This is a genomic window from Nonomuraea sp. NPDC049480 (assembly GCF_044465905.1).
Classification (GTDB): Bacteria; Actinomycetota; Actinomycetes; order Streptosporangiales; family Streptosporangiaceae; genus Nonomuraea.
On sequence record NZ_JBITMD010000021.1, the window covers coordinates 1 to 11,743 of the forward strand.

General features: G+C 69.2%; 12 protein-coding genes. 1 reads left to right on the plus strand and 11 read right to left on the minus strand.

Going from position 1 to position 11,743, the window contains the following annotated elements; translation table 11 throughout:
- The 4 genes from ACIBX3_RS42930 to ACIBX3_RS42945 all read right to left on the minus strand — a co-directional run.
- Positions 1-1,631, minus strand: a 1,631-nt coding sequence (locus ACIBX3_RS42930) for a PAS domain-containing protein (protein ID WP_397126363.1), incomplete at its 3' end; no start/stop codon positions are given.
- Positions 1,632-1,902: 271 nt separating this feature from the next.
- Entirely contained in the window at positions 1,903-2,859 is a 957-nt protein-coding gene (locus ACIBX3_RS42935) for an NAD-dependent epimerase/dehydratase family protein (protein ID WP_397126364.1), read from the minus strand.
- Positions 2,860-2,988: 129 nt separating this feature from the next.
- Positions 2,989-4,335 carry a serine/threonine-protein kinase gene (locus ACIBX3_RS42940; protein WP_397126365.1) on the minus strand — a complete coding sequence of 449 codons (1,347 nt, stop codon included), beginning with the start codon at positions 4,333-4,335 and terminating at the stop codon, positions 2,989-2,991.
- Positions 4,336-4,464: 129 nt separating this feature from the next.
- Positions 4,465-5,172 carry a TetR/AcrR family transcriptional regulator gene (locus ACIBX3_RS42945; RefSeq protein ID WP_397126366.1) on the minus strand — a complete coding sequence of 236 codons (708 nt, stop codon included), beginning with the start codon at positions 5,170-5,172 and terminating at the stop codon, positions 4,465-4,467.
- A 76-nt stretch (positions 5,173-5,248) separates the two neighbouring features.
- Here ACIBX3_RS42945 and ACIBX3_RS42950 point away from each other — a divergent pair, with 76 nt between their 5' ends.
- Positions 5,249-5,917 (plus strand): GAP family protein, encoded by a 669-nt coding sequence (locus ACIBX3_RS42950; RefSeq protein WP_397126367.1) that lies wholly within the window; start codon positions 5,249-5,251, stop codon positions 5,915-5,917.
- A 182-nt stretch (positions 5,918-6,099) separates the two neighbouring features.
- Here the strand turns inward: ACIBX3_RS42950 and ACIBX3_RS42955 are convergent, their stop codons facing one another.
- The 7 genes from ACIBX3_RS42955 to ACIBX3_RS42985 form a co-directional block, all read right to left on the minus strand.
- Entirely contained in the window at positions 6,100-6,465 is a 366-nt protein-coding gene (locus ACIBX3_RS42955) for a GntR family transcriptional regulator (RefSeq protein ID WP_397126368.1), read from the minus strand.
- On the minus strand, positions 6,465-7,448 hold the full coding sequence (locus ACIBX3_RS42960; protein WP_397126369.1) for a hypothetical protein: 984 nt from the start codon (positions 7,446-7,448) through the stop codon (positions 6,465-6,467). Before ACIBX3_RS42960 ends, ACIBX3_RS42955 begins: the two co-directional genes overlap by 1 nt.
- A gap of 136 nt (positions 7,449-7,584) precedes the next feature.
- A complete protein-coding gene (locus ACIBX3_RS42965; RefSeq protein ID WP_397126370.1) occupies positions 7,585-8,328 on the minus strand; it encodes a DUF429 domain-containing protein in 744 nt (247 codons plus the stop codon).
- A gap of 78 nt (positions 8,329-8,406) precedes the next feature.
- Positions 8,407-9,471 (minus strand): CU044_5270 family protein, encoded by a 1,065-nt coding sequence (locus tag ACIBX3_RS42970; protein ID WP_397126371.1) that lies wholly within the window; start codon positions 9,469-9,471, stop codon positions 8,407-8,409.
- Positions 9,464-10,036, minus strand: a complete 573-nt coding sequence (locus ACIBX3_RS42975) for an RNA polymerase sigma factor (RefSeq protein ID WP_397126372.1) — start codon at positions 10,034-10,036, stop codon at positions 9,464-9,466. Before ACIBX3_RS42975 ends, ACIBX3_RS42970 begins: the two co-directional genes overlap by 8 nt.
- A 196-nt stretch (positions 10,037-10,232) precedes the next feature.
- Entirely contained in the window at positions 10,233-10,637 is a 405-nt protein-coding gene (locus ACIBX3_RS42980) for an AAA family ATPase (RefSeq protein WP_397126373.1), read from the minus strand.
- 151 nt (positions 10,638-10,788) lie between these two features.
- Positions 10,789-11,742, minus strand: coding sequence for a polysaccharide lyase family 1 protein (locus tag ACIBX3_RS42985; RefSeq protein WP_397126374.1), 954 nt, complete (start codon positions 11,740-11,742; stop codon positions 10,789-10,791).
- Position 11,743 lies beyond the last annotated feature (1 nt).

Consider the following 11,743-nt stretch of genomic DNA (forward strand, 5'->3'; position numbering starts at 1 on the left):
TCCATGTCCTTGCCGGCGGGCAGGTAGCGGGCCGCGGCGGTGACCGCGGGCAGGCTGGGCAGCTCACGCGGGAGCAGCCCGCGTTGCAGTTCCTGAGCGCGGGTGTGCTCCCGGTCGTAAAGGCGGGCGCGTTCCATGGCCTGGGCGACCAGCCCGCTGAGCGCGGTGAGCAGGTTGCGCTCCTCGCCGGTGAACGGGCGGGGATCGGTGAAGGAGACGACGCAACTGCCCACCGGGCGTCCCGAGGCGATCAGCGGCAGGAAGGCCCACGCTTGCTTTCCTCCCGCCGCCGGAAGGTCGCCCGTCGTGGGGTAGCGCTCGATGTACTCCTCGAACGAGGTGACGAACATCGGAGTGCGCTCCCGCAGAACCCCTGTCATCGGGAGCGTCCAGGAGGCAGGTATCTGGGTTATCTGGTCGATGAACTCCTTTGGATACCCGACGCACCCCACCAGCCGCAGGCGCTTGCCCTCCAGGAAGGCGAGTATCAGTCCCGTGGCGCCGAACGCCGGCAGGATGTGATCGCCGGAGGCGTCCACGACGTCGCTGACGGTGACCGCCTCGGCCAGAGCCCTGGTCAACCGCCCGATCCGGGAGGCCCGCTCCGCGGAAGCGCGCTCGGCGTTACGCGTCTGCGTTTCGGTGAACGTCTCCAGGACGTCGTGGGTCTCGGTGACGTCCCACAGGGTGCCGACCATGCGTGCCGGCTCACCGTTCTCATCGAGCACCACCCGGCCGCGGACCCGCACCCAGCCGTACGTCCCGTCCGGGCGGAACACCCGGTACTCGGTGCTGTGCATCCTGCCTGTGCGGATCGCCTCATCCATGTCGGACAGCACCCACGGCAGATCCTCGGGGTGGATGGTGTCCGTCCAGGTCTCGATCCGTGCGTCGAAGGCGTCCGGATCGATGCCGAGCACGGCGGGCATCGCGTCGTTCGAGATGACGTCGCCGGTCCGGATGTCCCAGTCCCACGTACCGACCGCCTGCAGGTCCTGCTGCAGATGCGGGCCGGTGGGCCGTTCCTGCCACTCCGTGAGGGTCGAACCGGGCGGACGTGCGGCGGCCTTGTTCAGGCGCTCGCCGGCCCATCGGCCCAGCGTGCCGAGAAAGGCCCGCCGCCCGGCCGACGGCTCGTGTGCGGAGACCGTCACGACCGACAGCGCGCCGACCGGCCCACCGGGGCCGAGCAACGGGACGGCCACCATCGCCGTGTCGACCGGGCAGGACCAGGATCCGGCTTCGGCCCCGTCCGGTCGCCCGCTCGCCGTCGCACCGTCTTCGGACATCCCCTCGACGAGGTTCGCCATGGACGCCCGCACGAACACACCGTCCCGGAACGCGCGCGCCGGGGCGAGTGCGCCGTTCCCGTCGATGCGCTCCCACGTCCGGATGAACGCCGAGGGAAGCCCGCTGGTCACCACCAGGCGCAGCCCGCCGCCGTAGCCGGGACTGCCGAGATGCACCATGCCGCCCAGCCCGGCGAGATCGGCGACCGCCTGCTGGATCGTGAACCGGAGGAGCTCGATCCCCCCTAGATCGTCACCGACCATCGCCAGCAGCTGTTCCCGCTGCTCGGAAACCCGGTCCGCCCGTCTGATCCGCAGACCCGGCGCATGGCGTTCGCCCATCCCCATCCCCTGCCCTTCACCACGTCACCAAGGTCTCCACCAGGGTCACGATCGTCCCTGCGGAGCCCGGGCTCTGGGACGCGTCTGCGGCACCGATCCGGGAAGGATCTTCATGTATGGGATATGTACAGAATGTAATTATAACTACCCCTTCACCGCCCCACTGACCCGACCAACCGGCGGGTTCGCGGGGCGGCCGGAGGTCGTTCTCAGGGTCAGCGCCCACAGCATGGCGGAGCGGTCCTCGAACGGCGGCCAGGCAGTCGTGCTTTCAGACAAGCAGGCGAAGAAGCTCGGCTTCCTCGGCGGCTGTGAGGCCGGAGCGGCTCACCGTGTGGCCGGACTCGCCCTGCCAGGCGAGCGTGTCGCGGGCCGTTTCGGGGACCGGGCGGATGTGCAGGCCGGCGGCCAGCGTGGCGGAGGTATCGCGGGTCATGAAGCCGGCGTACTCGGGCAAGGGCAGCCACATCGGCAGTGACCGCGGGCCCATCCACGGCTCCACCTTCTGCTCGACGAGGAACTCCTGACCGGCCCAGACCAGCTCGGGCTCCACCTCCAGGCCCTCGGCGATCTCCGCCAGCAGCTTGCCCCTGCTGAAGGGCATGGAGGTCGCATCGTACGGTCCCGCGAGCCCCTTCTCCGCCGCGTCGAGCGTCCAGGCGGCCAGATCCCGTACGTCGACGAGCTGGACGAGCTCGTCCGGCGACCCGGGAGCCAGCACGGGCCCGCCACGCGCCAGCCGGTCGACCCAGTAGGTGAACCGGTCGGACTGGTCCTCGGGGCCCACGATCAGCCCGGCACGCACCAGAAGTGCCTGGTCACCGACGATCTGCTCGCACGCCACCTTGGCCGGCCCGTAGTTCTCCGGGTCGGTCTCGTCGGCATCGGCGGCCAGCGGCTCGTGCAGGACCTGGTTGGCCTCGCCGAAGTCGGCGTAGACGCTGCACGACGACACGAACGTCCAGTGACCGGCGCGACCCGCGAGCTCCGCGACGGCCCGACGTACCGAACTCGGATGCCTGGCGACGTCGATGACGAGGTCGAACGACCCCACGACGGGCGCCAGCCCACCGTCCTCACTCCGATCGACCCGGACGAACTCAACATCCGGCGGCGGATCGCCCGCGAGCCCGCGCGCCGCGCACACCACCTCGTGCCCGCGATCACGCGCCTGCCGTGCGATCTCCCTGGACAGGAACCTCGTGCCACCCAGAACAAGTGTCCGCATTCCCTCATCCTGACCCATCTGCCCTGGGTGAACTCCATCCCTTCACTCCCAGCGCAATCCACCGTACGGCGTTGAGACGCGCTGCCGCGGGGACTCCACGGCTGACCGCCGGCCGGAAGACGACGCCCGTCAAGACCTCTCAACCGCAAAGGTGCTGCAGCCCTGGCCCAGGATGGTCCCCTCGATGGCGGAGGGTCGGTCCTCGGTGAGGGTCGCGCGGATGTCGACCATGATGTACTGGCCCGGCCGGTCGATCCAGCGCTCGCCCTTCAACACCAGGATCCCTCCGTCCAGCCGGCCGCTCATGGCGTAGGAGCCGGAGGGCACGCCGGGGTTGCTCGGGTCGGCCTCGAAGGCGAAAACGGCATCGAGCTTGCCCGACGACGTCTCGGTGATCGTGAGCTCGAGCGCGGTCTTGCCTTGGCTGCATTGGTAGGTGCCGGTCCACCGGCCGGCCACCGAGGCGCGCTCGGGGGTCGGAGTCACCACGATGGCACTGGGGCTGGCAACCGCGACCGGCTCCTGTTGCTGCCGCTTGGCCAGGAACACCGCACCGGCCCCAACCGCCGCGAGCAGGATCACGACCCCGGCGATCAGCCCCACCACCAGGCCGGTCGAACTCTTCGACGGGGCAGGTGACAACTGGGTGGGCTGCAGCCCATAAGCGGGAGGCTGCGGGGCATGAGCGGGAGGCTGCACGAAGGGCGGCCGGCCCTGCCCCGCTCCGTCCAGGAACGCCAGCACCTCCTGCGCGGTCGGCCGGTATTCAGGCTGCTTGGCCAGGCACCGGTCCACGATGGGCTGCAGTGGCTGGGGCAGCCGCGACAGGTCCGCCGGGAGGTGCAGCACCCGATGGGACACGGCCGGAACGCTGTCCTCACCGAAAGCGGGCATCCCGGCCGCGGCGTAGATCATCGTCACGGCCCAGGAGAACAGATCGGACGCCGGTCCCGCCGGATGACCTGCCACCTGCTCCGGCGACAAGTAGGCGGGCACAACCGCCGGCTCCGGCGGCCGGGCGATACCGAAATCGACGACCTTCGGCACTTCGGCGCCGAGCAACACGTTGGCGGGCCTGAAGTCCAAGTGTGCGATGCCCGCCCGGTGAATCGCCGCCAGCGCGGCAACCGTGGCAATCGCCAGGCGGTGCAGCTGACCCGCGTCACGCGGGCCTTCCTGGCGGATCAACTCCGCCAGGGATATGCCTTCCACGTATTCGCTGACGACGTAGAGCCGGTCACCGTACATGCCGGCCGTCAACACCCGCGCGGTGGACGGCTCCGTGACCTGCTGCGCCGCGGCAACCGCACGCTGCGTCCAGGCATCACCCGTGGGCAGGAGCTTGATCGCCACATATCCGCTCGCCGTGCGGCCCAGGTAGACGACTGACTGCCTCCCCCGGCCCAGCACGCCGACGAGCGGGTATTCACCCAGCTGTGCGGGATCCGCCTCTGTTAATGATTGCACCCCGTACATATGAATTCCGACCATAACGCCGTAGGGCCATCGCCTGACGAGTATGCCAGCACGGCAACACCGCAGGAATGATTTCGGCTCCTCCGTACCGTGACCACCGAGCCCTCTCGGGGTTGGTCATCCCACCCGTCAATCCAGACATCGTGGTACCTGCGCAGCCTGTGCCGCGCTTTCCGCTCGCGGTTGGTGCGCACACTGATCTGGCCGTGCACGAGGTACGGCCTGCAGCAGTGAACGCAGCAGTTGTGCGGCGGTGTCGGCGGACACTTCGCCGGGTGTGTTCATGATCTGGGCGGCGAGTCCGTCGACGAACGTGTGCAGGAGCGCCGCCCAGAGCTCGACCCGGGCATCAGGGTGCGGGAGCGTGGCCTGGCTCGGCTCGCGGGTCGGCTCGTGTCCGAGCAGGGAGGCGATGCATTGACGGTACAGCGCCCGTTGGTCGTTCCACGTCACCGAGCCTCCTTCTGGAGGGTGGCGACGTTCCCATTCCACGACCGCTGACCACAGCGCGTATTCCTCGCGCCGCTCGGCATCGAGCGGCAGCATCTCCTCCACGATCGTGGCGATCTGTTCGACCACCGAACCTTGAGTGCGGGGCCGCTGGACGCGTGGGAGGACCCGTCGACGGAGAGTGTCGGTGGTGGCCTGTACGACGTAGGCCTGCAATTCGTGCTGATTGCTGAAGTAATGCCGCAGGGACCCGGTGGACCAGCCGGCTTCGGCGGCGACTCCGCGGACGGTCACGCCGGCAAGGCCTTCGCGCAGGATCACCCGGATGGCGGCCTCGCCGAGCTCGGCCCGTCGCTGGTCGTGATCAACGAGGCGTGGCACGTTCACACATTAACACGCATGTGCTATTTTAACTAACACGGGTGTGTTATTGCGGCTCGTTGGCTCCCGGAGGGAGACAGGTTTGTCGATCGAGACGATCGGGGCGGTGCTCGGGCTGGCCCTGCTCGATACGCTGAGCCCCACCGTGATCGGGATAACTCTCTATCTGCTGCTGGCCAGGCCGCACCGCGTGGGCGCGCTGCTCGGCGTGTACCTCGGATCGGTCGCGATCGCGTACTTCGCCTTGGGCGTAGTGCTCATGCTCGGCCTGGGCGCTGTCGTGCCACTTGTTGACGACACCGTATGGGTCTGGGGACAGGCCGTCCTCGGCGCAGCGCTCATCGTGGGGAGCTTCTTCATCCCCGACAAGAACCCCGAACGCGCATCCATCCCGGCGCGGTCCTTCACCGTGCGCTCGATGCTGCTGTTGGGGCTGGGGACCTGGTTGTTCGAGTTCTCCACCGCCGTGCCGTACTTCGGCGCGGTCGGCATCATGACCTCGGCCAGTCTGCCCGCCGTCCAATGGTCGCCGCTCCTCGGCGTGTACGTGACCATCATGGTGATCCCAGGCATCCTGCTCTTTGCCTTATGGGCCGCCATGGGCGAACGGATGCGTGAACGGTTTGAACGGTGGCAGAACAAGCTCTCCTCTGGATCCCGCACAACACTGCGTTGGATCGTCGGGATAGCGGGATTCCTGCTCCTCATGGACGCAGCACCAGACCAGATCACCATCACGATGAGTCCGTAACCGGCATCGGCACGTCACCGTGGCATTGCCCGAGCGTGCTCCGCCGACAGCCACCGCTCGACATCAGCCCAGCGCAGTGTCGGGCGCTCAGCGTCATGAAGACCGTAGACATGTGGCGACCGACGCTGAGCGAGTGCAGTGCGGGGCGGCGCCCTGGCCGCCCAGTTCGTGTCCGCCTCGGATCAGCCTCGCATGGCGAGCAACGCCTCTCGCGCTGCGGCGAGGGCCTCTTCCTCGGAGGCTCCGGCGTGCAGAGCGGCTCTGGCGAACTCTTCGGCTGCTGCGGCGAGCCGGAGCCGGAACTGGTCGGCCGTGTCCGTGATGACGGCCGCCCGGCCGCGGCGGAGCTCCACCAACCCCTCGTCGCGCAGCTGCTGGTACCCCCGCAGAACGGTGTGCAGGTTGATGCCGAGGGTGGCGGCCACGTTGCGTGCCGACGGGAGCCGGTCCCCGGGCCCCGCCGTGCCATTGGCCAGCGCGGCGCGTACCGAGCCGGCCACCTGGTCGGCGAGCGGCTGGGCCGATGCCGGATCAACTGTGATCAGCACTACGCCGTCTCTCCCTGTCGTTGCCTGCTGAGCCATCCGTTGACCAGCGCGGCGGCGGTCTCGGCTTCACGGGTGGAATAGACGAACCACCGGTCGTCGGTCAACGACAAAGCGAGGACCGGTCCTTTCCCGCTGACGATGCCCCAGCCCGCCTCACCGTCGTCCAGCTTGTATCGCCCGGGGGGAGGCTCGCTCCTGGCCTCAGCGAACCGTACCAAGGAGTACGGCACCGTACGCCGCAGGATGGGCAGCCAGGAGGGCCTCACCGTGATCCCCGAGTTGTCGATCTGCAGGCGGGTGCGCGCCTGTGCCACCTCAAAGATCGTCCACAGTGCCAGCAACGCCGTTCCTTGCCATCTGCTGGAGAAGTTGGACACGGTCAGCGCGGTGACCGCGCCCAACACCGCGGCGACCAGCAGCCTGCGCGCCGACCAGGCCGAGGTCACGAAGATGACTCGCTGGAACGGCCCGAGCGCCATGGCGGGCGCGTGCGGCGGTGGTGCCGCGGTCGCCTCGGGCGGCGACGGCAGCCGACCCGCCGCCAGGTATCCCAGCGCGGCCGCCGCGGCGGTTGCGGCGATCTCCACCGCCAGGTGCCAGGCGGGCCGGGCCGTGGGGCCAGGGGCGTCGACCAGCAGCATCAGCCCCAGCGTGGCAGACACCGAAAGGGAGGCGCCGATGATGAAGCTGTAGATCACCAGGCCGCGCTGGAGCTGTGGAAGACGCCAGCAGCGCAGGAAGGGGACGACGAGCGCTGCTTCGAACAACAGCAGGGAGAAGCGGTGTTGCGAGAGCCAGCCCTCCCAGGTGGGCGCGTACTCGGTGTTGGCGGCCCAGTTGTCGACGTAGGCGCGGTCGGGGAGACGTTCCTCGTACAAGCCCACCAAGACCATGGGCACGATCAGCAGGAGCAACGGGGGAACGGCCGTCAAGATCAGGCGACGGAGCCGTCCTGGCGCGGCGGGGTCGGCTAAACGGGACACGGCCACCTCCAACTGTTTGCTTTTGACTATAACACTGCAAACAGTTCTGGCTGTAGCGCAAGTCGTGGTCTGCGTTCTGCTGCTGTCGGTTCCCACGATCCGCGATCTGCGGCAAGTGGACGCCCCGGCAGACGAGTCATAGGACAAGGCGGTCCAGGGGTGTGGTCGGCAGGGCGATCCAGCCCTCCGTGGCCGCCGTCCCGGCCTGCTCCCCCGCCGGCACGGTCACCAGCCCGAGGGCGGACGCGCGGGCGGCCAGGGCTGACACGACGGCGTCGGTGGCGTCGTCCGAGGCCCGGCAGAGCGGCTCGTACGCGCCCAGGTCGAGCCACGGCGCCGCCTCCAGCAGCCGGTCCACGAGCCGGCCCAGCTCGGTGAGGTTGGCGGTGCGCTTGTATCCCCGGTACGGCAGCCCCCACCGCTTCAGGCAGGCCGCCGGATAGACCTCCACGACTGCCCCACCGCCCCGCCGGTCGACCGGCCGGCCCAGCCGTGCGAGCTCGGCGAGCACGGCGGCGCAGCGCATGGTGGCGTGCCCGATGCGGTCGGCCGACACGCTCAGCGGCGTCAGCCCGGTCTGCTCGTGGACCACCTGGTCGGTGACCCGCAGCGCCAGATCCCGCCGCCAGGCCCGGCCCAGCCCTTCGGGCACCCGGACATGTCCGGCGCGGTGGGCGGTGACGAAGTCGACGAACCTGTCGGGCCAGCCGAGCGGGCAGTCGATCCCCGCCTTGCTCGCGCCCATCACGGCCTCGACGATCAAGTCGTCGTCCGCCCCGGCCTCCACCCTCACCAGCCGGGCGCGATCAGGTGACCAGTCGAGCCACGCCACCGCCGTCCGCACGGCCTCCGCGGCGAGATCGATGCCAACCGTCACCATCCCCTCACGATAGAAGCAAACGTCCGAGGCCACGGTGAAGGGCCGCGGCAACCGGATGCAAGCCGCGGCCCTCGCCTCTCATGAGCCCGTACGACGACCGGCCTCTGCCACGATCGCCGTCTCCAGCAGGGCTTCCCAGTTCATGATCTGGCCCTTCTTCACCGTGGAGAAGTTGTCGTCGTGGTCGCGGACGGCCATGGTGCGGTAGCCCAGGTACGCGTACGTCTGGGGATCGATGAAGATGTCGTCGCGCAGGTAGCCGCCATGGATCCGGTAGAGCGCCACCCCCTTCCGCCTGGCGAGGTCCGAAGCGCGGGGCGCGTACGTGACGCCGGGGATCCGGGCCATCGCCCCGTACATTGCCGCCCGGAGCCTGGGCGGCAGCACCGCTTCGCTCATTCCCAGCGCGATGTACTGGAACGCCCGCATGTGCCGATCTTCGGCGCTCATCACCGGCGCGGGCATCTCCTTGGCCTTGCGCTCGCCGTATCTCTGCTTCATCCGCTCGTACAAGCCCTCGCGGTGTCTGGCCTGCTCCGCATCGATCTGCTCGTAGACGCGGCCGAGCAGCGCGGCGGGATCGGCGGGGAGAGAGAGGAGGAACGGGTACGGCACCTCGAACTCCGAACCCTTCATGATCTTCAGTTTGCCGTTCTCGATCCCGGCGAACCGCTTGTCGTCCGCTCGGCGCCACATCTCGTGGACCGCCGTCTTCTCGGGGAAGCCGGTCGTCCACTCGCCGCCGTCCGCCCGCGTCCGGGCGACGCGCTTCTTCAGGTACGCCCACTCGTGAGCGGCGGGCGTGCCCTCGTCTTCGGCCGCCGCCATGGCCGCGGCGTTGTCGGCCAGATCGCGGGCGCTGGCCACCGGGCGCAGCCGCAGCTCCTGCGCCGGCGACGTGCTCCCCTCCGCGTGCTGACGTGGGGTCTCGACCGCCGGGGCGCGACCCACGATGCTCACCGCGACGATGGCGGCGGCGCACGCCGCGACCAGGCCGATTCCCCACAGCGGGCGCACCGGCGGCCGGCGCGTGGCCGGCTTGCTCATGTGGGCGGTCAGGCGGGCGCGGGCCGCGGCGACGCTGCGCGCGGACGGATCCGGCAGGGCGTCGTGCCGCTCGCGCAACCGGTGCAGCTCATCCATGGTTCAGTGCCTCCTCTGCCGCGACGTCCAAGGTCTTGCGGAGCTTGCGCCGGGCCCGGTTGACGCGGGAGCCGACCGTGCCGATCGGGATGTCGAGGGCGCGCGCCACCTCCGCATAGCTGAGCTGGGCACACGCGACGAGCAGCAGCGCGTCCCGGTCTCCTTTGGCCAGCGCCGCCAGACCGCGCGCCAGTTCGGGGCTCAGCCGCTCGGCGGAGACGCGGTCGGCGACCCGGTCGGCGTGGCTCGCCTCGTCCTCCCGGGCCGCCGAACGGCTGAGAGCGCGGTAGAGCCGGATCTCGCCGCGCCGGTGGCGGCCGATCAGGTTGGTGGCGATGCCGTACAACCAGGCCCGGGCCTCGGGCCAGGTCAGGTCGTAGCGGTCACGCTGGTCGAACGCGGCCAGGAACGTCTCGGCGGCGACGTCGTCGGCCGCGACCGCACCGAGGCGGGCGGCCACGTACCGGTGGATCGCGCTGTAGTACCGGTCAAAGATCACCGAGAACGATTCGGGGTCGTGACGCGACCTCGCGATGATCGACGCGTCGGTCGTCCCCTCAGTCATCCGTAAGGGAGGTGTGGGTATCGGGGGCATGCATCAGGCGCCTTTCTCGAGAAGCGATCAGGGCTGATTGCCCGGAGCCCGGGATCTTCTTCACACCGTTGGGGCACATGGCTGAAGGCGGTTGCCGAAAATCAGGGTGCCTACCCACTCCGACGCGCACGTGCCGGGCCCTGTCCACGATGCACCGGTGACGGACTTAGAGGCTCTGGCTCACTCTGGATGACGGAGCTGCTTTGAGTAGTCGGATCCGCTCCTGAGGTTCGCCTTCACTCCTCCACAATGCGCTTGGCGAGGGTCGCAACATCCACTGGACCCGTGGTGTCCACACGATGGACGGGTCCGAGACCGAGCGGTTCCGCCTGCTGTGTCCAGTGGTCCCAGAGGTCGTCATCGACGCGGGAATCGTGATGGATCGGGTGCCGGTCGGCGCGGGTCTGGTACCGGTGGCGGGCGAGATCGGCGGGGTGACACCGAGCATGTCAGCCAGCGTCTCCTTCACGCGGTCCTTGCTGAAAAGGGGGAGTCCGAGGGTGTCCGCCAGCGCTTTGGCCAATGTGGTCTTACCCGACCCGGGCAGGCCGTTCACGAGGACGACAAGCATGCGCCGATGCTGGATCACGAAAGTCGGAGGGCACGGTGCTCCGGGTCGAGCAGTCGCGGGCGGCGGCCTTCGCCCTGGTCCCCCACCTGGCTGGGGCCCGGGGCGCGGCCATCGCCGCCCGCGACGCCTTGCGCGATCGATCCTTCCCCGCCTAGAGGCCGATCTTGCCGACACCCGCCCCCGCCTGGACCTTCGCCGGGACGGTGGCCGGGTCGTCGACGGTGTAGGAGTAGTAGGTGCCGGGCTCGACGACGGTGCCCGCCGTTTCCGGTGCACCCGAGTTGACGTACAGGTTGCGGCGCTCGACCACCCGGCCCGGATCGCTCTCCGCGTAGCCGACGTGGACGGGATGGGCGACGTTCTCGAAGTAGTTGCCCTCCACCAGCACACCCGCGTTCTGCGTCGAGGCGATCCCGTACAGCGAGTTGTTCCGGTAGTAGTTGTTGAGCACGTGCACCGGCTCGCCGAACCGGGCCCGGGGGTGCCGCTGGTCGGTGCCGTCGAAGAAGTTGTGGTGGTAGGTGACGCGCAACTTGCCGATGTCGGCGGTGTAGTTGTCCGAGTGGCCGAGCAGCGTCGCCTTGCTGTGGTGGTGGAACTTGTTCCAGGAGACGGTGACGTAGTCCGACTCCCGTTTGATGTCGAGCAGGCCGTCGTACCCGGCGGACAGGTCGTTGTGGTCGATCCACACGTGGTGGGCCTTGTTGGTGACGCTGATGGAGTCGTCGTCGGCGTTCGTGAAGGCGATGTTGCGGATGATCACGTTGTTGCCGGGGCGGGTCGTGGAGCCGAGCTGGAGGCCGCCGCCGGTGATCTCGGCGGTGCTGCCGACGCCCAGGATGCTCTTGTTGGCCACGACGGTGATCATGTCGCTGATCTGGATGCGGCCGGAGACGCGGAGGATGTACGCCCCTGCGCGGCCGGCGTAATCCCGCAACTGGGCGCCCGTGGTGATGGTGACCTCGGTGCCGCCCGCGCCGCCCGTGGTGCCGTTCTGGCCGAGGGCGTTCACGGAGGCGAAGCCGGTCGGAGCGTCGGCGGCGGAAGCGGGGGCGGGGACCAGAGCGATGAGCAGCGCCGCCGCGGCGGCGATACGTGCGAGCATG

What these genes read in the sequence shown, in the direction of transcription:
- ACIBX3_RS42935 (WP_397126364.1), bottom strand. Translation starts at nt 2,859, where the DNA reads ATGCGGACACTTGTTCTGGGTGGCACGAGGTTCCTGTCCAGGGAGATC.
- ACIBX3_RS42940 (WP_397126365.1), bottom strand. Translation starts at nt 4,335, where the DNA reads ATGTACGGGGTGCAATCATTAACAGAGGCGGATCCCGCACAGCTGGGT.
- ACIBX3_RS42965 (WP_397126370.1), bottom strand. Translation starts at nt 8,328, where the DNA reads ATGGTGACGGTTGGCATCGATCTCGCCGCGGAGGCCGTGCGGACGGCG.
- ACIBX3_RS42970 (WP_397126371.1), bottom strand. Translation starts at nt 9,471, where the DNA reads ATGGATGAGCTGCACCGGTTGCGCGAGCGGCACGACGCCCTGCCGGAT.
- ACIBX3_RS42975 (WP_397126372.1), bottom strand. Translation starts at nt 10,036, where the DNA reads ATGACTGAGGGGACGACCGACGCGTCGATCATCGCGAGGTCGCGTCAC.
- ACIBX3_RS42980 (WP_397126373.1), bottom strand. Translation starts at nt 10,637, where the DNA reads ATGCTTGTCGTCCTCGTGAACGGCCTGCCCGGGTCGGGTAAGACCACA.
- ACIBX3_RS42985 (WP_397126374.1), bottom strand. Translation starts at nt 11,742, where the DNA reads ATGCTCGCACGTATCGCCGCCGCGGCGGCGCTGCTCATCGCTCTGGTC.